Origin of the sequence: Streptomyces sp. NPDC001668 (assembly GCF_042893155.1) — a bacterium.
Lineage (GTDB): Bacteria > Actinomycetota > Actinomycetes > Streptomycetales > Streptomycetaceae > Streptomyces.
In genome coordinates, this window is record NZ_JBIAUQ010000003.1 from 136,236 (window position 1) to 156,667 (window position 20,432).

General features: G+C 71.4%; 17 protein-coding genes and 1 pseudogene. 4 read left to right on the top strand and 14 right to left on the bottom strand.

Going from position 1 to position 20,432, the window contains the following annotated elements:
* The 10 genes and pseudogenes from cimA to ACFYZ8_RS10360 form a co-directional block, all read right to left on the bottom strand.
* A complete protein-coding gene (cimA, locus tag ACFYZ8_RS10315; RefSeq protein WP_359030965.1) occupies window positions 1-1,605 on the bottom strand; it encodes a citramalate synthase in 1,605 nt (534 codons plus the stop codon).
* Between the two features lie 301 nt (window positions 1,606-1,906).
* Window positions 1,907-3,133: a TolB family protein gene (locus tag ACFYZ8_RS10320; protein WP_388534151.1), complete on the bottom strand. Its 1,227-nt coding sequence runs from the start codon at window positions 3,131-3,133 to the stop codon at window positions 1,907-1,909.
* Window positions 3,134-3,223: 90 nt separating this feature from the next.
* Window positions 3,224-5,254 carry a TolB family protein gene (locus tag ACFYZ8_RS10325; protein WP_388534153.1) on the bottom strand — a complete coding sequence of 677 codons (2,031 nt, stop codon included), beginning with the start codon at window positions 5,252-5,254 and terminating at the stop codon, window positions 3,224-3,226.
* 123 nt (window positions 5,255-5,377) lie between these two features.
* Window positions 5,378-5,983: a TetR/AcrR family transcriptional regulator gene (locus tag ACFYZ8_RS10330; protein ID WP_359030962.1), complete on the bottom strand. Its 606-nt coding sequence runs from the start codon at window positions 5,981-5,983 to the stop codon at window positions 5,378-5,380.
* Window positions 5,984-5,998: 15 nt separating this feature from the next.
* Window positions 5,999-7,015 carry an agmatine/peptidylarginine deiminase gene (locus tag ACFYZ8_RS10335; RefSeq protein WP_388534157.1) on the bottom strand — a complete coding sequence of 339 codons (1,017 nt, stop codon included), beginning with the start codon at window positions 7,013-7,015 and terminating at the stop codon, window positions 5,999-6,001.
* Window positions 7,016-7,032: 17 nt separating this feature from the next.
* The gene (locus tag ACFYZ8_RS10340; RefSeq protein WP_388534159.1) at window positions 7,033-8,742 is read right to left on the bottom strand and encodes an urease subunit alpha; all 1,710 of its coding nucleotides are present in this window, start codon (window positions 8,740-8,742) and stop codon (window positions 7,033-7,035) included.
* Window positions 8,739-8,879: pseudogene (locus ACFYZ8_RS10345) on the bottom strand (urease subunit gamma); the annotation flags it as partial. The gene ACFYZ8_RS10340 and the pseudogene ACFYZ8_RS10345, both read right to left, overlap by 4 nt.
* A gap of 53 nt (window positions 8,880-8,932) precedes the next feature.
* Window positions 8,933-9,628 (bottom strand): urease subunit gamma, encoded by a 696-nt coding sequence (ureA, locus tag ACFYZ8_RS10350; protein WP_388534162.1) that lies wholly within the window; start codon window positions 9,626-9,628, stop codon window positions 8,933-8,935.
* A 165-nt stretch (window positions 9,629-9,793) separates the two neighbouring features.
* On the bottom strand, window positions 9,794-10,882 hold the full coding sequence (locus tag ACFYZ8_RS10355; protein WP_359030958.1) for a branched-chain amino acid aminotransferase: 1,089 nt from the start codon (window positions 10,880-10,882) through the stop codon (window positions 9,794-9,796).
* A gap of 255 nt (window positions 10,883-11,137) precedes the next feature.
* Window positions 11,138-12,181, bottom strand: coding sequence for a 3-isopropylmalate dehydrogenase (locus ACFYZ8_RS10360; protein WP_388534165.1), 1,044 nt, complete (start codon window positions 12,179-12,181; stop codon window positions 11,138-11,140).
* 140 nt (window positions 12,182-12,321) lie between these two features.
* On the opposite strand from ACFYZ8_RS10360, the gene ACFYZ8_RS10365 reads away from it, so the two are divergent.
* A complete protein-coding gene (locus ACFYZ8_RS10365) occupies window positions 12,322-13,872 on the top strand; it encodes a purple acid phosphatase family protein (protein WP_388535050.1) in 1,551 nt (516 codons plus the stop codon).
* Window positions 13,873-13,945: 73 nt separating this feature from the next.
* On the opposite strand, the gene ACFYZ8_RS10370 is transcribed toward ACFYZ8_RS10365, so the two are convergent.
* Window positions 13,946-14,077 carry a hypothetical protein gene (locus ACFYZ8_RS10370; protein WP_107056436.1) on the bottom strand — a complete coding sequence of 44 codons (132 nt, stop codon included), beginning with the start codon at window positions 14,075-14,077 and terminating at the stop codon, window positions 13,946-13,948.
* Between the two features lie 211 nt (window positions 14,078-14,288).
* On the opposite strand from ACFYZ8_RS10370, the gene ACFYZ8_RS10375 reads away from it, so the two are divergent.
* Window positions 14,289-14,771: an alcohol dehydrogenase catalytic domain-containing protein gene (locus ACFYZ8_RS10375; protein ID WP_388534168.1), complete on the top strand. Its 483-nt coding sequence runs from the start codon at window positions 14,289-14,291 to the stop codon at window positions 14,769-14,771.
* Between the two features lie 119 nt (window positions 14,772-14,890).
* On the opposite strand, the gene ACFYZ8_RS10380 is transcribed toward ACFYZ8_RS10375, so the two are convergent.
* The 3 genes from ACFYZ8_RS10380 to ACFYZ8_RS10390 all read right to left on the bottom strand — a co-directional run bounded on the left by ACFYZ8_RS10380 (window position 14,891) and on the right by ACFYZ8_RS10390 (window position 18,400).
* Window positions 14,891-15,736, bottom strand: coding sequence for an alpha/beta fold hydrolase (locus ACFYZ8_RS10380; protein WP_388534171.1), 846 nt, complete (start codon window positions 15,734-15,736; stop codon window positions 14,891-14,893).
* A 66-nt stretch (window positions 15,737-15,802) separates the two neighbouring features.
* Window positions 15,803-17,434, bottom strand: a complete 1,632-nt coding sequence (gene pruA, locus ACFYZ8_RS10385; protein ID WP_388534173.1) for an L-glutamate gamma-semialdehyde dehydrogenase — start codon at window positions 17,432-17,434, stop codon at window positions 15,803-15,805.
* Window positions 17,435-17,473: 39 nt separating this feature from the next.
* Window positions 17,474-18,400, bottom strand: coding sequence for a proline dehydrogenase family protein (locus tag ACFYZ8_RS10390; RefSeq protein ID WP_388534176.1), 927 nt, complete (start codon window positions 18,398-18,400; stop codon window positions 17,474-17,476).
* Window positions 18,401-18,545: 145 nt separating this feature from the next.
* Between ACFYZ8_RS10390 and ACFYZ8_RS10395 the strand changes: the two genes are divergently transcribed.
* Window positions 18,546-19,871 (top strand): PucR family transcriptional regulator, encoded by a 1,326-nt coding sequence (locus ACFYZ8_RS10395; protein WP_388534178.1) that lies wholly within the window; start codon window positions 18,546-18,548, stop codon window positions 19,869-19,871.
* A gap of 36 nt (window positions 19,872-19,907) precedes the next feature.
* On the top strand, window positions 19,908-20,432 hold a 525-nt coding region (locus tag ACFYZ8_RS10400; RefSeq protein ID WP_389049788.1), incomplete at its 3' end, for an HAD family hydrolase.

Consider the following 20,432-nt stretch of genomic DNA (forward strand, 5'->3'; position numbering starts at 1 on the left):
TTACTCCGCCGGCTCGACGCCCGCGCGCAGCAGACCGTAGGTGTACGCGTCCTCCAGGGCCTGCCAGGACGCGGCGATCACGTTCTCCGCGACGCCCACCGTCGACCACTCGCCGGTGCCGTCCGAGGTGGAGATCAGGACGCGGGTGGTGGACTGGGTGCCGTGGACGCCTTCGAGGATGCGGACCTTGTAGTCCACGAGGTCGAGCTTGGCGAGCTGGGGGTAGATCCTCTCCAGGGCCACGCGCAGGGCGCGGTCGAGGGCGTTGACCGGCCCGTTGCCCTCCGCCGTGGCGACGATGCGCTCGCCCTTGGCGAAGAGCTTGACGGTGGCCTCGTTGGCGTGGCTGCCGTCGGGGCGGTCCTCGACGATCGCCCGCCAGGACTCGACGGAGAAGTACGTGAGGGGCCGGCCCTGGACCTCGGTGCGCAGGAGGAGTTCGAAGGAGGCGTCCGCCGCCTCGTACGTGTAGCCCTTGAGCTCGCGCTCCTTGACTCGTTCGACGACCCGGCCGACCAGCTCGCGGTCGCCGCCGAGGTCGATGCCGAGTTCCTTGCCCTTGAGCTCGATCGAGGCGCGGCCCGCCATGTCGGAGACCAGCATCCGCATGGTGTTGCCGACCTGCTCGGGGTCGATGTGCTGGTAGAGGTCCGGGTCGACCTTGATCGCCGAGGCGTGCAGGCCGGCCTTGTGGGCGAAGGCCGAGACGCCGACGTAGGGCTGGTGGGTGGAGGGGGTGAGGTTGACGACCTCGGCGATGGCGTGGGAGATGCGGGTCATCTCGCGCAACTTGCCGTCGGGGAGGACCTTCTTGCCGTACTTGAGCTCCAGGGCGGCGACGACCGGGAAGAGGTTGGCGTTGCCGACGCGCTCGCCGTAGCCGTTCGCCGTGCACTGGACGTGGGTCGCGCCCGCGTCCACGGCGGCGAGGGTGTTGGCGACCGCGCAGCCGGTGTCGTCCTGGGTGTGGATGCCGAGGCGGGCGCCGGTGTCGGCGAGGACGGTGGACACCACGGCCTGGATCTGCGCCGGGAGCATGCCGCCGTTGGTGTCGCAGAGGATGACGACGGAGGCGCCGGCCTCGGAGGCGGCCCGTACGACGGCCTTCGCGTACTCGGGGTTGGCGCGGTAGCCGTCGAAGAAGTGCTCGCAGTCGACGAAGACCCGGCGGCCCTGCTCCTTCAGGAAGGAGACCGTGTCGCGGACCATCTCCAGGTTCTCGTCGAGGGTCGTGCGCAGCGCCAGCTCGACGTGCCGGTCGTGCGACTTGGCGACCAGGGTGATCACGTCGGCGCCGGAGTCCAGGAGGGCCTTGACCTGCGGGTCCTCGGAGGCCTTGGCGCCCGCGCGGCGGGTCGCGCCGAAGGCGACGAGCTGCGCGTGCTTGAAGTCGATCTCCTGGCGGGCGCGGGCGAAGAACTCGGTGTCCCGCGGGTTGGCGCCGGGCCAGCCGCCCTCGATGAAGCCCACGCCGAAGTCGTCCAGGTGCCGTGCGATGGCCAGCTTGTCCGCGACGGTGAGGTTGATGCCCTCCCGCTGGGCGCCGTCGCGCAGGGTGGTGTCGAAGACGTGGAACTGATCGTCGAGCTCGCTGGTTGCGGTCATGGTCTCAAGGCTCCTGAGGATTTGGTCTCGGTCGTACCGGAATGACCGGCTCCACCGCCCCCACATACTCCCTCGCGCTCTCGCCTCCGGCTGCGGGTGGGCCAGAAATGCGAAAAACCCCTCGCGGGTGCGAGAGGTCTGCGCGCGGGTCGAGGACGACGGTGTCCACCCGTACCTGGTCGTACGTGGCGGTCACTGCGGACCGGCGCGCCTGCTGCCAATAATCATGGCGAACGAGAGCACGGGGGAAGTCTGGCACAACCCCCGTGCCCCGCTCACGCCTGTCTCAGGATGCGGTCGGTCACTTCAGGTGACGGACATAGATGTGGGTGGTGAAGTCGGTCTGTCCGGCGTCCTCGGGCACCAGGTCGTTGGACCAGCTGCTGAAGGCGACCGTACGGCCGTGCCGGTCGATCACCGGGAAGTTCACCCCGTAGTTGCCGGCCGGGCCGCCCTGCACCGAGGGGCTGGCAAGCACGGTGCGTCCGGTGCGCAGGTCGCGGACGTACGCCTGACGGGTGTGGTCCGGGTCCGCGTCGGCGACGTAGACGAGGTGCCTGCTGTCCGCGCTGAGCTGCGGGAACGCCGTGTATCCGGCGGGGTCGGCGGCGTCGATCCGGCGCACCTGCCCCGTCCTCAGGTCGCGGACGAAGACGTTGTGCCCCCGGTTGGTGTCGTCCGGCGTCAGCTGCGAGTCGAGCGAGTTGAAGACCATGTACCGGCCGTCGGCGCTGACCTGCGGGAACTCGGTCTGAGCGTCGGAAACCCGGCCGTCGGGCGCCTTGTCGGCCTGGATCAGTTCACCGCTCGGCACGTCCCGGACGTAGGCGTCGCTCCAGTCGCCCGAGGTGGGGTGCGGGACGAAGAACTGGTAGCCGACCCGGTTGCCGTCCGCGCTGATGGTCGGGTGGGTGGCCGAGGACTTCCAGGCACCCTCGCCGGGCACCTGGCTGACGCGGACCCGCTTCCCCGTGTGGAGGTCGAGCCGGTAGATCCGGGTCCAGCGGTCACCCTCCGGCCCCTCCCAGCCGGTGTGTCCGGCGGCGAAGGCGAGGTAACGGCCGTCGGCACTGAGAGCGGGCTGGCCGGCGACCGTGTAACCCGCTTCCGGGTCGACGGCGTCGTCGACCCGCCGGACGCCTCCGGTCTTCAGGTTCTTGATCCGGATGTGGCCGTCGGCGGTGTACGCCAGATACCGGCCGTTCCCACTCAGGGAGACGCTCGCGACGCCGCTGTCCGCGTCGGTGCTCGCCAGCCGGGTGGTGCCGGTCCTGAGGTCGCGGACGAAGGCGTCGGCGGTGCCGTCGGTGTCGTTCGCGACCAGGTTGTCCGCGCTGGAGACGAAGGCCACATAGCGGCCGTCCGCGCTCAGGGACTGGTCACTCGAGGAGGCGTCGGCCTCCGTGCCGTCCGGAGCCACGCTCACCTTCTCGGTGTACGGGGCCCGGGGCGCGGCGCTCGCCGTGGGTGCGGCGAGCGCGGCGGCGGCGACGGCGGCGATCGCCGTCAGGTACGTCTTGCGGTGCATGGTTCATTCCCCCGTGATCGTCGTTGCCCTTGCGCTTGCCCTTGCCCTTGCCGTGTCGGCAGGGATGTCATCGCACTGTCGGCAGGGATGTCATTGCACTGTCCGCAGGAACACGTCCGACACCCCGTTGGTGTCCCCCGCCACCAGATCGGGTGACGCCGACTCGAACGCGACGACCGTGCCGTCGGCGTTGACGGAGGGGTGCCCGGCCGGGAGGTCGTTGCGGCCGCCCCAGCGGTCGACGCTGATCAACTGCTTCTTTCCGGTGGCGAGTTGGAGCCAGTACACGGAGCGGCCCGAGGTGTACGCCAGAGCCGTGCCGTTTCCGGCGAGTGAGGGCTGGGTGCCCTTGACGCGGACCGTGGTGCCGGTGTCCAGGTCGCGGACGACCGCGTGAGAGCCCTGCCGGAAAGCGAGCTTGCGCCCGTCCGCGCTGATCGACGGGGCCGAGGCGTTCCGGGCGACGGTCGACAGGTCGCCGGTGTCCAGGTCCCGGACGTACAGGTCGCCGCCCTGCTCGAAGGCGATGTACCGGCCGTCGTAGGAGAGGGCCGGGTTGCCGGCCGGCTCGTTCGTCGGGGCACTGACCACGACGGTGTCGCCGCCGTTGAACTTGAAGCGGTAGACGCGCGGTTGCGGGTGCGGGTCGGCGTCGGTCGCCGGCAGGGTCGCCGCGTAGGTGAGCCACTGGCAGGTGGGGTCGACCACGGGCTGTCCCATCCAGCTGAAGCGGACGCCCTGGTAGGAGCCGAGGCTGGTGAGCTTGCCGACCGCGCGGTTGCGGACGTGGACGCCCGGGCCGCCGTCGGCCAAGGGGGCCACATAGCCGACCATGCGGCCGCTGTAGCAGGGCGTGCCCTCGGACGACGGCTTCTGGTTGTCCGAGTTGACCTGCGAGAACCAGCCGGGGGTGCTCACGAACACGTCACCCTCCGACGTGAAGGAGACCACCTTGTTCTCCCCCATCACCGGGTCGTGGGACGCCCCGGCCGACGTGCCGACCCGTTCGGTGACGGACGGCATCGGCGCCGGGTTCCTGCCCAGCGGGCCGGAGAAGACGAACACGTCGGACTCCGCGTTGGTGTCGCCCGGCACCAGATGGGAGGCCGACGAACTGAACACCACCGCACGGCCCTTCGCGGCCAGCCCGTTGTCCAGCACCTGCGCGTCCCACGGGAGAGCGGCCCCGCGTGCCCCGGTGCGCAGGTCACGCACGCGCCGGCCGTCCTCGCCGTCCACGACGGCGTACCGGCCGTCCGCCGTGGCCGGGCCGGGGTTCCCGTCGGCCACCCGCCGCAACTGGCCCGTGCGCAGGTCATGGACGTACAGGCCGCTATCGGCTTGGAGGAGGACCCGGCGGCCGTCCGCGGTGATGCGGACCAGGTAGGCGGCTCCGAGGCCGGTGTCCACCTGGGTCCGCTCCCCCGTCGTCCGGTCCTTGACGTAGACGTCGGCGGGATCCTGCTCGCTGTCGACGCGGAGACCGTACGCGACCCGCCGGCCGTCGCCGCTCACCGAGGCGCCGTTCTTCTGGCCCTCCTCGGCCGGCGAGATCAGTGCGTCGGTGCCGGTGGCCGTGTCGCGGACGTACAGCAGGCGGGTGCCCTCGTCGCCGCGGCGGTTGCCGAGGGTGTACGCGACGTGCGTGCCGTCGGGACTGATGGACTCCGCGCGGCCCAACTCGTTGGAGCCGGGCGGGTCCTGGGGCCACAGCTTCTCCGCGCGGCCGGTGGCGCGGTCGTACAGGTAGGGGGCGAGGAAGCGGGTGCCCGCGGAGAAGGCGACCCGACCGCCGTCGGCGCTCGGCGCCGGTGAGCCGTACCGGAAGCCGTCCCCGAGGTCGATCCTGGTGACCCCGCCCCCGGTCAGGTCCTTCACCAGCAGGCACGGGGTGGCGTGCGCACAGCCGAAGCTCGCCGCGGTGGAGACGAACGCGACGGTACGGCCGTCGGCGCTGATCGCGGAGTCGCCCGAGGACCCGTCGGCCTGAGTGCCGTCGGCAGCCGTGCTGACCCGGTCGACATGCGGTGCGTGCGATACCGGCGGTGCGGCGGCCGCGGTGGTTCCGGTGAGCGTGACGAGCAGGGCCGCGCCTAAGAGGCGTACGGCGGCTCTGGACATGTTCCCCCCTGTGATCCCCGTTGACGCATTACCCCCGGCCCCGCGCCGAGGGCTCCCCACGAGGCAAACGCACCACCGGCCACAGGGTCAATCGGCCTTATTGCGTACAACCCGGGCGGAAGGTCACGCGTCCGCGAGAAGGCTTTCCTCGAGGAACTCCCGGACGTGGCCGAGAATCGTCCCCCGGTCCGTCCCGCGCAGCCCGATCGCCACGTGGATGGAGAAGCCGTCCAGGAGGGCCCGCAGCCGGGCGGCGAAACGGTCCGGGTCGACGGCCCGGAACTCCCCCCGCGACACCCCTTCCGCGAGCAGGGCGACCAGGTCCCGGTGCCAGGCGCCCTCGATCGCGGCCTGGCGGTCGCGGGCGGCCGCGTCGACGGCAGCGCTCTGCGAGCGGTTCCAGACCTCCAGCCACAGCGTCCAGTGCGGGTCGCGGTGGCCGTCGGGGACGTACAGGTCGACGTACGCGTCGAGCCGGTCACGGGCGGTCGCCGTGCGGGTGAGCAGCCGGGCGCGCTCGGCGCCGAGCCGGCCCTCGCTCCACTCCAGGGTCTGGAGCAGCAGTTCGTCCTTGGAGCGGAAGTAGTAGAGGAGGTGGCCGCTGCTCATGCCGACCTCGCGGCCGAGCGCGGCCATGGTGAGCTGCTCCAGGCCCCGCTCGGCGATCATCTCCATGGCCGCGGCGAGGACCTCCTCGCGGGGCGGGGCCTGTCTGCGCCCACCGGCCATGTGCCACTCCTCGAACTAGATCCTCGGCTGCTGCTGGGTGATGCAGTGGACGCCGCCACCGCCCGCGAAGATCGTACGGGCGTCGACCAGCGTCACCGTGCGCTCGGGGAACAGCCGCCGGAAGATACCGGCCGCGAGCTCGTCGCGCGGGTCGTCGAAGCCGCAGAGCACGACACCGCCGTTGCAGAGGTAGTGGTTGATGTAGGAGTGGTCGACCCAGTGGCCGTCGACCTCCAGAACGGTCGGCGCGGGCACCTCGACGACCTCCAGGCGCCGCCCACGCGCGTCCTTCGCGGACCTCAGCAGGCCTACGACCTCCCTGGTCACCTCGTGGTCCGGGTGGGCCGGGTCCGGCTGGACGTGGGCCACGACCACGCCCGGGCGGGCGAAGGCGGCGACGATGTCGACGTGGCCCTGGGTGCCGTACGTGCCGTAGTCGCCGGTCAGGCCGCGCGGGAGCCAGATGGCCCTGGTGGTGCCGAGCCTGGCGTGGATCTCCGCCTCGACCTGTTCCCGGGTCCAGCCGGGGTTGCGGCCGGCGCCGAGCTGGACGGTGTCGGTGAGCAGCACGGTGCCCTCGCCGTCGACGTGGATCGCGCCGCCCTCGTTGACCAGCGGGCTGCTCAGCACGGGCACCCCGGCGAGGTCGGCGACGTGGCGGGCGATCTTCGAGTCGTGCTCCCAGCGGGCCCAGTCCTGGCCGCCCCAGCCGTTGAACACCCAGTCCACGGCGGCCAGGCGGCCCTGCTCGTCGTGGACGAACGTGGGGCCGATGTCGCGCATCCACGCGTCGTCGAGCTCACGCTCCACGAGGTCGACGTCCGGGCCGAGCAGGGCGCGTGCGGACTCGGCGTGGCCGGGGCCGTGCACCATCGTCACCGGCTCGAAGCGGCGCACCGCGCGGGCCACGGACGCCCAGGCGGCGCGGGCGGCGGCCAGTTCCCCTTCGTCGGTGAAGGTGGGGTTGGGGCCGGGCCAGGCCATCCAGGTGCGTTCGTGCGGGGCCCACTCGGGCGGCATGCGGTAGGTCATCGGGGGTCCTGGAAGTCCTAGAGGAAGTAGAGGCGGTTGAGGGAGACGGACTCGGCCGGTGCGGAGGTGAGCGGTTCGCCGTCCAGCGTCACCAGGCCGGTGTGCCGGTCCACGTCCACCGCTCCGGTACGGGAGTTGAGGCGCAGGTCGGCCGGTCCGATGCCGCGGGTGCCGTGCACGGCGACCCTTCTCCTGCGGGTCGGCAGCCGGTCGTTGCCCTGGTCGAGGGCGGCCCGGGCCACGAAGGCGACCGAGATCTCGGCGGGGGTGGCGCCGTGCGCGCCGAACTGCGGTCCGAGGACGAGGGGTTCGCAGGTGTCGGTGGCCGCGCCGGGGTCGCCGACCACGCCGTAGGCAGGGAAGCCGGACTTCAGGACGAGTTGCGGTTTGGCGCCGAAGTACTCCGGCCGCCACAGCACCAGGTCGGCCAGCTTGCCGACCTCGATCGAGCCGACCTCGTGCGAAAGTCCGTGGGCGATGGCCGGGTTGATGGTGAGCTTGGCGATGTAGCGCAGGACGCGCTCGTTGTCGTGGTCGTCGGGCGCTCCGAACTCGGCCTTCATCTTGCCGGCCATCGCGAAGGTACGGCGGACCGTCTCCCCCGCCCGCCCCATGCCCTGCGCGTCGGACGAGGTGATGCCGATCGCCCCCAGGTCGTGCAGCACGTCCTCGGCACCCATGGTCCCGGCGCGGATGCGGTCACGGGCCATGGCGGCGTCGCCGGGCAGGTCGGGCTTGAGGTCGTGGACGGAGACGATCATGCTGTAGTGCTCGGCGACGGCGTCCCGGCCGAACGGCAGGGTGGGGTTGGTGGAGGAGCCGATGACGTTCGGGACCCCGGCCATCTTCAGCACGTTGGGGACGTGGCCGCCGCCGCAGCCCTCGATGTGGAAGGCGTGGATGGTACGGCCCTCCAGCACCCTCAGGGTGTCCTCGACGGACAGGCACTCGTTCAACCCGTCGCTGTGCAGGGCGACTTGGACGTCGTGTTCCTCGGCGACGCGCAGGGCGGTGTCCAGCGCGCGGGTGTGGGCGCCCATGTCCTCGTGGACCTTGAAACCGGAGGCGCCCCCTTCGGCCAGCGCCTCGACCAGGGGTGCCGGCTCCGATGACGAACCCCGGCCCAGGAAGCCGATGTTGACCGGCCAGGCGTCGAAGGCGGCGAACGCGTGCCGGAGCGCCCAGGGCGAGTTGACCCCGACACCCCACACCGGCCCGAACTCCTGCCCGATGATCGTGGTCACCCCGGACGCCAGCGAGGCCTCCATGATCCGCGGCGACAGCAGATGGACATGGGTGTCGACGGCCCCTGCGGTGGCGATCAGCCCCTCGCCGGACACGATGGAGGTACCGGTGCCGACGACGACGTCGACCCCGTCGAGGGTGTCGGGGTTCCCGGCCCGCCCGATGGCGTGGATCCGCCCTTCCCTGATCCCGATGGAGACCTTCCGGATCCCCTGCACGGCGTCGATCACGACGACATTGCTGACGACCACGTCACAGGTCTCGCGCACGGCGGCGGCCCTGAGGTGCAGCCCGTCACGGGCGGTCTTGCCGAACCCCGCAAGGAACTCGTCGCCGTAGCGCTGGGAGTCCTCCTCGACCCGGATCACCAGCCCGGAGTCACCGAGCCGGACGCGGTCGCCCGCGCGGGGGCCGTGGGTGGCGGCGTACTCGTACGGGGTGAGCCGGCGGGCCTCGGCGGGGTGGCCCCCGGGGCGACTCATCGGACGACCTCCTCGCCGGGGTCCCCGTCCGACACACCCAGATACCCGCACGCCACAGCCCGCCGCAACGCCTCCTCGCGCGCCCCGGGCACATCCAGCGGCCCATCGACCAGCCCCGCGAACCCGACCGCCACGCGAGCACCCCCGTCCGGCACCAAACCCACCCCGCCCGACTCCGCCCCGAGCCGATTCATCCGACGGCCTCCCCACCCGACACACCCAGATACCCGCATGCCGCCGCCCGCCGCAACGCCTCCTCGCGCGCCCCGGGCACATCCAGCGGCCCATCGACCAGCCCCGCGAACCCGACCGCCACGCGAGCACCCCCGATCGGCACCAGGCCGACCTCGCCCGACTCGCCCGGTCCGAACCGCACCGATGAGCCGGCGGGCACCGCGAGCCGCATGCCGTAGGCCTCGGCCCGCGGGAAGTCCAGGCGCGGGTTGGCCTCGAAGAAGTGGAAGTGGGAGGTGACGGAGACGGGCACGGTGGCGGTGTTGGTGACCGTCAGTCGCACGACCGGCTCGGGCTCGGCGTGCGCGGGCCCCGGCAGCAGCGCGCCGGGCGCCCGCTCGCCGAGCCCGCCGCCGATCGGGTCGCTGACGACCGCGAGCCGTGAACCGTCGTCGAAGACCGCCTCGACGTGCACCTCGGTGACGACGTCCGCGACGCCGGGCAGGACGTCGTCGGGCCCGAGCACCGACCGGGCGCGCTCGACGGCCTCGGCCAGCCGCGCCCCGTCCCGGGCGGCCTCGCACACGGTGTCCGCGATGAGCGCGGTCGCCTCCGGGACGTTCAGCCGCAGCCCGCGGGCCCGCCGCGCCCGGGCCAGCTCGGCGGCTCCGAAGAGCAGCAGTCGGTCGCGTTCGGTGGGGGTCAGCCGCATGTCACTCCCTCCTTTAGAGCGGCACTCTAAATGGTGGGGTCGAGTGAGTACAAGGTGACATCGACCATGAGGCGGGCAGGGGTTCCCTCGTCATCGAGCGTTACTCAAAACACGCGGGCCCGCCCGGACAACGTCCGAGCGGGCCCGTGAAGGACCTGGGGGGGGTCAGCCCAGCTTGTGCATCCAGCCGTGCTTGTCCTCGGCCGTGCCGCGCTGGATGTCCAGGAGGGCCTGGCGGAGCTTCAGCGTGACCTCGCCGGGCTCGCCGCCGGACTGGCGCCACTCGGCGCCCTGGCGCTTGACCGTGCCGACCGGGGTGATCACCGCGGCCGTGCCGCAGGCGAAGACCTCGGTCAGGGTGCCGTTCTCGGAGTCGCGCTGCCACTGGTCGACGGAGACGCGGCCCTCCTCGGACGTGTAGCCGAGGTCGCGGGCGACGGCGAGCAGGGAGTCGCGGGTGACACCCTCCAGGATCGAGCCGGTGAGGGTGGGCGTGACGATCCGGTCGCCGTACACGAAGTACAGGTTCATGCCGCCGAGTTCCTCGACCCACGTGTGCTCGACCGCGTCGAGGTAGCAGACCTGGTCGCAGCCCTTGGCGGCGGCCTCGGCCTGGGCGAGGAGGGAGGCCGCGTAGTTGCCGCCGGTCTTGGCGTCACCCATGCCGCCGGGGACGGCCCGGACGCGGTCCTCCGAGAGCCAGATGGAGACCGGCTTGACGCCGCCGGGGAAGTAGGCGCCGGCCGGGGAGGCGATGACCAGGAAGAGGTACTCGTTGGCCGGCTTGACGCCCAGCCCGACCTCGGTGGCGATCATGAAGGGGCGCAGGTAGAGGGACTCCTCGCCGCCGTGCGCCGGAACCCACGCCTCGTCCTGCTGAACCAGCACGTCACAGGCCTCGATGAAGGTCTCGACGGGCAACTCCGGCATGCCGAGCCGGTGCGCGGAGCGCTGGAAGCGCTCGGCGTTCTTCTCGGGCCGGAAGGTGGCGACGGTCCCGTCGGGCTGGCGGTACGCCTTGAGGCCCTCGAAGATCTCCTGCGCGTAGTGCAGGACCATGGTCGCCGGATCGAGGGAGATCGGCGCGTACGGGACGAGCTGGCCGTCGTGCCAGCCGCGCCCCTCGGTCCACTTGATGACCACCATGTGGTCGGTGAAGTGGCGGCCGAACCCGGGGTTGGCCAGGATCGCCTCGCGTTCCGCGTCGGAAAGTGGCGAGGCCGAGGGCTTGAGCTCGATCGTGGGCGTCGTCATGAGTGGTTGTCCTTCACCGGTTGTGTAGTGACGGGCCGCGCTCACGCCCTTTTACTGTCAGTGACCAGTGCTAGGACGTCCGAGCATTCCCTCATTCCGCGGCTCCGCGTTCGATTATCGCAAGCGGGGAGCCGAGGAAGAAACGGCGTGAAATGCGACCCAGGGGATGATGGTGACACCCGGCGGGGGACATGCGAAAGCCGCCGGGTGCGAGTGACCCGGCGGCTTCGAATGCTTTTCGAGTGGCCCGCCCGGTCAGCCGGCTACTCGTACGGCCAGCGCGTCGCCGATCTCGGCGGTGCTGCGGGCGGGCTTGCCGGTGCGCTCGGCGAGGTCGGCGGTGACCGCCTCCTCGATGCGGGCGGCCTCGGCCTCGTAGCCGAGGTGGCGCAGGAGCAGGGCGACGGACAGGACCGTGGCGGTGGGGTCGGCCTTGCCCTGGCCGGCGATGTCCGGGGCCGAGCCGTGGACCGGCTCGAACATGGACGGGAACTCGCCGCTCGGGTTGATGTTCCCGGAGGCGGCGACGCCGATGCCGCCGGAGACGGCCGCGGCGAGGTCGGTGATGATGTCGCCGAAGAGGTTGTCGGTGACGATCACGTCGAACCGGGCCGGGTCGGTGACCAGGTAGATCGTGGCCGCGTCGACGTGGATGTAGTCGGTGGTGACGTCCGGGAACTCCGCGGCCACCTTGTTGAAGATGTTCGTCCACAGGTGGCCCGCGAAGGTCAGCACGTTGTTCTTGTGGACCAGCGTGAGCTTCTTGCGGGGCCGGGCCTGGGCACGGGCGAACGCGTCGCGCACCACACGCTCGACACCGAAGGCCGTGTTCACGGAGACCTCGGTGGCGACCTCGTGCTCGGTGCCCTTGCGGATGGTGCCGCCGTTGCCGGTGTACGGGCCCTCGGTGCCCTCGCGGACGACGACGAAGTCGATGGCCGGCTCGCCCTTGAGAGGCGTGTCCACACCGGGGAGCAGCTTCGACGGACGCAGGTTCACGTGGTGGTCGAAGGCGAAGCGGAGCTTGAGCAGGAAGCCGCGCTCCAGCACGCCGGAGGGGACCGACGGGTCGCCGATGGCGCCCAGCAGGATCGCGTCGTGCTTCTTCAGCGCGGCGAGGTCGGCGTCGGTGAGGGTCTCACCGGTGGCGTGGTAGCGCTTGGCGCCGAAGTCGAAGTCCTTGGTCTCCAGCTTCACATCCTGCGGAAGGACGGCGGAGAGGACCTTCAGACCTTCGGCCACGACCTCCTGGCCGATGCCGTCACCGGGAATCACTGCGAGATTGATGCTGCGAGACATGCGGGAACCCTACTCCTCGTCCCATGGGATGACACTGTCTGTCCGCGATACGGACACGGGCGTGGTCCAGTGTCAGCCCTTCGGCTGGCGTTCACCCGTAGGTGGGACGGTTGTCGGTGTCCGCTGGGAAGTTCACCACCATGGACCTTCCCGACTTCGGCATTCCGCCCCGGCTCGCGCGCCGGATGAGCATGGCCGAGCAGCACGAGTACCTGCGTACGAAGCTGTCCCGGCGCCGGACACTCGTGACCGCGGGCGCCGTGGCGGGCGGCCTGCTGACGGGCTGCTCCAGGGAAGGCACCCCCACCGCCTCCCCCGCCCCCACGAGCACGGTGCACGGCTCCGCCGTCTCCCCCTTCGGCCGCCACCTCGCCTTCGGCGCCGACCCGAAGACCCAGATGCGGATCTCGTGGCAGGTCCCCCTGGCGGTGCGGAAGCCGTACGTCCGCGTCGGCCTGACCCCCGACGACCTGAGCCGCAGGATCGAGGCCGAGCTCCGCGACCTGCACACCCCGGGCCAGACCGGCGTACGCCTCGCGCTCGACCAGTACTACCTGCACGCGGCCCTGGACGGCCTGCGTCCCGGCACGACGTACTACTACGGCGTCGGCCACGACGGCTTCGACCCGGCGGACGCCGGCCACCGCTCGACCATCACCAGCTTCCGTACGGCGCCGGCGAGCCCGGAGAAGTTCGTCTTCACGGCCTTCGGGGACCAGGGGGTCGGTACGGCCGCGGCCGCCAACGACAACCTCCTGCTGCGCCAGAAGCCCGCCTTCCACCTGCACGCCGGTGACATCTGCTACGCCGACAGCAACGGCCAGGGCGTGACGTCCGACGGCTACGACCCGGGCTTCTGGGACCTGTTCCTCAAGCAGAACGAGGAGGTCGCCCGGAGCGTGCCCTGGATGGTGACGACCGGCAACCACGACATGGAGGCCTGGTACTCCCCCGACGGCTACGGCGGCCAGCTCGCCCGCTGGACCCTGCCGGACAGCGGCTTCGACCCGCGCTCGGCGCCGGGCGTGTACTCCTTCACGTACGGCAACGTCGGCGTCGTGGCACTGGACGCGAACGACGTGTCGTACGAGATCCAGGCCAACTTCGGCTACACGGGCGGGAAGCAGACGACGTGGCTGGAGCGGAGGCTCGGTGAGCTGCGCGCGGCGAAGGGGATCGACTTCGTCGTCGTCTACTTCCACCACTGTGCCTACTCGACGTCCTCGCACGCCTCCGACGGCGGGGTGCGCGCAGAGTGGCTGCCGCTGTTCGAGAAGCACCAGGTGGATCTGGTGATCAACGGGCACAACCACGTGTACGAGCGCACGGACGCGATCCGCGGCGGCGAGGTCGGCCGGCCGGTGCCGGTCGGCGGCGCCACGGATCCGACACGGGACGGGATCGTCTACGTCACGGCGGGCGGGGGCGGCCGGGATCTGTACGGCTTCCCGCCGGGCGTGAAGGAGAGCTACGAGGGGCACGTGCACGACCACGAGTCCGTCGAGACCTTCCAGTGGACGAAGTCGAAGGAGTCCCGGAAGGAGACGGTGGAGTGGTCGCGGGTGCGCTACCGCGGGTTCTCGCTGCTCTCGGTGGAGGCGGAGAGCGGGGCGCGACCTCGGCTGACGGTGTCGGCGCTCGCGCAGAGCGGGGAGCGCATCGACCGTTTCGAGGTGCGGCGCGGGGCCTGAGGGGCCCGCGCCACACCTCGTGCGGGTGCGGCTCCCGGCTTGTGAACGGTTGTCTCAGGGATCGGTACGTCGGTCAGTGACCGGTCGAGCCGCCGTTGTCACGGCGGTCGAGGGCGCGCTGCAGGGCCGCTGCGGCGTTCTTGCGGTCGGACTCGCTCGTACGGGAGATGTGACGGACTCGACGGCGGGCGGTCGTCTCGGCCATGAGAAATCGACTCCTTCGAATTCCAGGGAAGGGGACAACGAGACGCCGGAAGGGGCGGGGAGCGGCGGGCCGCAGGGGTTGCCTGCGCGGGGCCCGGCTCACGACCGCCATTCGCTTGATCGAGCGAGACGTTCGGCTCCTACAAAGCTAAGGGAGGAGAGCCGGTCTGTCTCCACAATTACTCGGACTTCCTACTATCTGAGACGGTGGAGTGGATCACACGGGCCTGACCTGCGGTTTCGCCAAGCTGGGTGCCGGAGCGAGCCGCGGCCCGTCCCGGCGACGGCGAGATCCTGCTGCGCGGGCGGGCGTCGACGCGGCGGACCGGCTGGCCCGCTCGGGCGCGGCCCCGCTGTGCGGCGAGCCGCCGTTCAGCCTCGGGCGGGACGTGTCCGGGGTGGTGGCGGAGACGGGCGCCGGGGTGACCCTGTTCCGGCCCGGCGACGAGGTCTTCGGCATGGTCGGGTCAGGCGGTCACGCCGTCCATGTCACCGCGCCCGCCGGGCACTTCGCCGTGAAGCCGGCCGGCCTCGACCACGTCCACGCGGCGGCCGGCGCCGTCGGGCATGTGGCGGTGCGGCTCGCCGAGGCGGAGGGCGCGTACGTCATCGGCACGGCCGACTTCACCGAGAGTGTGCACAGCATCGACGCCGCGCTCGACCTGGTCGGGGCGACCACGGTCTGCTGTCGTTGAACACCCTGCCGTTCGGGGAGGCGGCCAAGGCACACGAGTGGAGGGACGCGGGACACGGCAGGGGCGTACTGGTGCTGGTGATGCCCGACTGACCTGTCGACGCGGATCAGAACTCGACTTCACAGAGCGCCGCCGCCGGGCGGCACCGCTCCGAGGGCGTCCACGAAGCCCCCGGGGTCCTCCACCCACGGCAGATGCCCGGCCCGCGGCAGCACCACCCGCCGTACGCGCGGCAGCGCCTCCTCCAGTGAGTCCACCGCCCAACGCGGGCGGATGTCCTCGGCACCGTCGATGATCAGGACGGGCACGTCCAGGGACGCGCAGGCGGTCCGCAGGTCCGGGGTGCCCCAGGTGCGTCGGGTCTCGGCATTGAGGGCCTTGTTGCCCTCGTGGTTGATCTCGAACCAGGGGTCCGCCAGCCGGCGGGCCTGTTCCAGGGCGTGCTCGCGGTCCGCGAAGTCGGCCGTCCACTGGAGGATCGCGCGCTCCGGGTCCCGCCGCGGCAACTCCCGCCATCGGGCGAGCCGTTCGGGATCCTCACCGAGGCGCGCGGTGAGGCTCTCCAGGTAGGAGTCGTGCCAGTGCGACACCGGGTCGATGCCCGTCCCGCTGACGTAGACCAGCGCGCTCACCCGCTCCGGGCGGGCGAGGGTGTAGCCCAACGCCAGTTGCGCGCCCCAGGAGTGGCCGAGCAGCGCCATCCGGTCCAGGCCGAAGTGGCGTCGTACGGCGTCCAGGTCGTTCACGAACCGGTCGGCCGTCCACGGCCCGGCGCACCGCTGCGAGCGGCCGCCACCGCGCTGGTCCCAACGGATCACCGTGGCCCGGCCGTCGAGCAGCGCGGCCACGTCCTCGAACATGTCCCACAGGCCCGGACCGCCGTGACACAGGACCAGCGGATCCCCTTCACCCGCTCCCGAACGTGAAGCCCACAGCCGTACGCCGTCCTCGGTGATCACCGCCATCCCCGCATTGTGCGCGCACGAAGGGGCCGGACAACAGCCCGGCCCCTTGCGGTGACTGACGTGGTGTCAGCCCATGTGCGGGTATCCGTAGTCGGTCGGCGGGACCAGCGTCTCCTTGATGGCGCGGGTCAGGGTCCAGCGCTGGAGGTTCTGCGGGGCGCCGGCCTTGTCGTTGGTGCCGGAGGCGCGGCCGCCGCCGAAGGGCTGCTGGCCGACGACGGCGCCGGTGGACTTGTCGTTGATGTAGAAGTTGCCGGCCGCGTAGCGGAGCTTGTCCATCGTGTACGCCGCCGCCGCGCGGTCGTTCGCGATGACCGAGCCGGTCAGGGCGTAGTCGGAGGCCGACTCCATCTGGGTCAGCATGTCGTCGTACTGGTCGTCCTCGTAGACGTACACGGCGAGGAAGGGGCCGAAGTACTCGGTGGTGAAGACCTCGTTCGCCGGGTCCGTGCACTCGACGACGGTCGGGCGGACGAAATAGCCGACCGAGTCGTCGTAGGAGCCGCCCGCGACGATCGTGCAGGTGGCGTCCGACTTCGCGCGGTCGATGGCGGCCTTGTTCTTGGCGAAGGCCCGCTCGTCGATGACCGCGCCGATGAAGTTCGAGAGGTCGGTGACGTCGCCCATGGCGATGCCGTCGACCTCGGCCGCGAACTCCTCGCGGAAACCGCTGTTCCAGATCGACGCCGGGATGTACGCCCGGGAGGTCGCCGAGCACTTCTGGCCCTGGTACTCGAAGGCACCGCGGGTCAGGGCGGTCTTGAGGATCGCGCGGTCCGCGCTCGGGTGGGCGACGACGAAGTCCTTGCCGCCGGTCTCGCCGACCAGGCGCGGGTAGGTGCGGTACTTCTCGATGTTGGCGCCGACCGTCTTCCACAGGTGCTGGAAGGTCTTGGTGGACCCGGTGAAGTGGATGCCCGCGAGGTCCCGGTGCTCCAGGGCGACCTTGGAGACCTCGATGCCGTCGCCGGTGACGAGGTTGATGACGCCCTTGGGCAGTCCCGCCTCCTCCAGCAGCTGCATGAGGAGGACGGCCGCGTGGGTCTGCGTGGGGGACGGCTTCCACACGACCACGTTGCCCATGAGGGCGGGCGCGGTGGGCAGGTTGCCCGCGATCGCCGTGAAGTTGAACGGCGTGATCGCGTAGACGAAGCCCTCAAGGGGGCGGTGGTCGAGACGGTTCCAGACGCCGGGGGCGTTGGCCGGGGGCTGCTCGGCGAGCAGGTCACGGGCGTACTTGACGTTGAAGCGCCAGAAGTCGACCAGCTCGCAGGGGGTGTCGATCTCGGCCTGCTGGGCGGTCTTGGACTGGCCGAGCATGGTGGACGCGGCGAGGGTCTCGCGCCAGGGTCCTGCGAGCAGTTCGGCGGCGCGCAGGATGATCGCGGCACGGTCGTCGAAGGACATCGCGCGCCAGGCGGGCGCGGCGGCGAGGGCCGCGTCGATGGCGTCCCGGGCGTCCTGCTGGGTGGCGTGGCGGAGGGTGCCGAGGACGGCCTTGTGGTTGTGCGGCTGCACGACCTGGAAGGGCTCGCCGCCGCCCATCCGCTTCTCGCCGCCGATGGTCATCGGCAGGTCGACCGGGTTGCCGGCCAGCTCCTTGAGCTTCGCCTCCAGCCGGGCCCGCTCGGGCGAACCGGGGGCATAGCCGTGCACCGGCTCGTTGACGGGGGTGGGGACCTGGGTCACAGCGTCCATGGGTTCCGTAACTCCTTGTGCTTGAGCGGGTGTTCGGGCTCAGCCCTTGCTGATCATGCTGCGGACGAAGAACCGCAGGTTCGCCGGCTTCTCCGCGAGCCGCCTCATGAAGTAGCCGTACCAGTCGGTGCCGTAGGCCGTGTAGACGCGCATGCGGTGACCTTGGGCGGCGAGCCGGAGATGCTCGTCGCCCCTGATCCCGTACAGCATCTGGAACTCGTACTCGTCGGGCTTGCGGCCCGCCTGCCGGGCGAGTTCCTGGGCGATGGAGATCAGGCGCGGGTCGTGGGAGCCGACCATCGGGTAGCCCTCACCCTCCATGAGGATGCGCAGGACCCGGACGTACGCCTTGTCGATCTCGTGTTTCTGCTGGTAGGCGACCTCGGCGGGCTCCTTGTACGCGCCCTTCACGAGCCGCACCCGGCTGCCCGCCGCGGCGAGCCGACGGGCGTCGGCCTCGGTGCGGAAGAGGTAGGCCTGGATCACACAGCCGGTCTGCGGGAAATCCTTCCGCAGTTCCTCGTGGATGGCGAACATCGAGTCGAGGGTGGTGTGGTCCTCGGCGTCGAGGGTGACGGTCGTACCGATGGCGGCGGCGGCCTCGACGACGGGCCGGACGTTGGCGAGGGCCAGCTCGTGACCGCCCTCCAGCGCCTGACCGAACATCGACAGCTTCACGGACATCTCGGCCCGCGTGCCCAGCTCAAGGCCTTTGAGCCGGTCGACGAGCTCCAGATAGGCGTCCCGGGCGGCCTCCGCCTGCTCGGGAGTGGTGATGTCCTCGCCGACCACGTCCATGGTCAGCTCCAGGCCCTTCGAGGTGAGTTCCTGGACGATCGGCACGATCTCGTCGACCGTCTCGCCGGGGATGAAGCGGTCGACGACCCCCTTGGTCACCGGGGCCGCCGAGATCAGGCGTCGCATCCGGTCGCTGCGCGACGCGGCAAGAATCACGGGACCCAGCACGGGGCACCTCCACAGACCAGCAGATAGAACCACCGTGAAACCTAAGGATCCCTCCGATCGTCGACCATCGACAGCTGTCACGCATCCGTGCCGCAGATCTCAGACAGATGTATGAAGCGCGGTGTTTTTGCGCGAGAATGACCGGGTGAGCGGGGACTACAAGGGTGACTACCAGGAGCTGGTCGACGAGATCTCGGAGCTCCTCGGCGTACCGGCGACCCTGGAGAACCGAGACTTCGAGCTGATCGCCTTCGGCGCGTACGACAGTGAGGGCGACCTCGACCCGTCGGCCCTCGACCCCGTCCGCACCCGCTCGATCCTCACCCGGCGCTCCACGGCCGCGGTCCGGACCTGGTTCGAGGGCTTCGGCATCACGCGCGCGACCGGCCCGGTGCGGATTCCGCCGACCCCGGAGGCAGGGGTCTACCGGGGCCGGATCTGTCTTCCCGTACGGCATCGGGGAGTCGTCCTCGGTTACGTCTGGCTCCTGGACTCCGAGCCCGGCCCGACCGACCCGCAGCTGGAGGCGGCCATGCGGGTGACGGCCCGTCTCGGCGCGCTGCTCGCGGACGAGGCGCAGCACGGGGCCGACCTCAGCCGTGAACTGCGGGCGGTGCTGACCGCGGAGCGCGGCTGGCAGGCCGACATGGCGGTGGCCGCCCTGCGCACGGCCCTGGGCTCCCGCGGCGACGGGCCGTACGCGGTGGTGTGCGTGGCCCCCTGGCCGTCGGCCGACCCCGACGACGCCCCCTCGCCCCGTACGATCCCCCACGCGACGGCCCTGTGCACGGTCCCGTGCGGCCCCTCGGCCCAGTCCCTGGCGGTCCTGGTACGTCTGCGGGCGACGGACACCCTGACCCCGGCGAGCACTGCGGCGGGGCGGCTGCTGGAGCGGGCGCGGGGTGTGGAGGGGGGCGACGACGCCGGGGGACGCGATGGCTCCGGGGCGCGTCTCGGCGGCGGCCCGGGCGCGGTGCGCGATGCGGCGGGGCCGGACGCGGTGCGCGGTACGGCGGTCCCGGGCGCGGTGCGCGGTACGACGGTCCCGGGCGCCGCGGCCGCTGCGGCCGCCGGAGTGGCCGCCGCGCGGGTGGGACTCGCCGAGCTGGCCCCCGCCTGGCAGGAGGCGTCGGCCGCGGCCCGGGCGGCCCTCGCGGAACCCCGGCTCGGCCCGGTCGCGGAGTGGTCCCGCGTCGGCCCGTACCGCCTGCTGACCTCGCTTCCCCCAGGGACGGCCCACGACCCCGCCGTACGCCCCCTCCTCTCCCCCGCCCACCGCGAACTGGCCCGGACCGCCGAGACCTACCTCGACTGCGCGGGCCAGGCGGGCCGCACCGCCACCGAACTCGGTATCCACCGCCAGACCCTCTACTACCGCCTGTCCCGCGTCGAACAGCTCACGGGCCTGGATCTGGACGACGGGGAGGACCGGCTGTTGCTGCACATGGCGCTCAAGGCGGCGCGGTTGTAGGGGTCGGCGTGCGGCCGCCGTGGGGAGACTGCCCCCATGCCCCTGATGATGATCGACCTCGACAACACCCTCGTCGACCGGGACGCCGCCTTCCGCGCGGCCGCGACCGCGTTCCTCGCCGAACACGGGCTGCCCGAGGCGGACTTGGACTGGCTGATGACCCTCGACGCGAGCGGCCTCACGCCCCGTCGACAGGTCGCGGCGGCGCTGTCCGAACGGTACGGCGGCATCGATGCCGAGGACTTCCTCGACCGCGGCGCGGCCGGCCTGATCACCCTGTCGGACCCGGTCCGCGAGGCGCTGGTCGAGGCCCGCTCCGAGGGCTGGTCGTGCGTGATCGTGACCAACGGACGGACCGTCCAGCAGGAGACGAAGATCCGCAACACCGGTCTCGACCGGCTCGTGACCGGCTGGGTGATCTCCGAGGCGTTGGGGCACTGGAAGCCCGAACCGGAGATCTTCCACGCGGCGGCCGCCGTCGCCGACGCGCCGCTCGACGGCTCCTGGATGATCGGCGACTCGGCCCCCGCGGACATCCGTGGCGCGCAGGGGGTCGGGGCG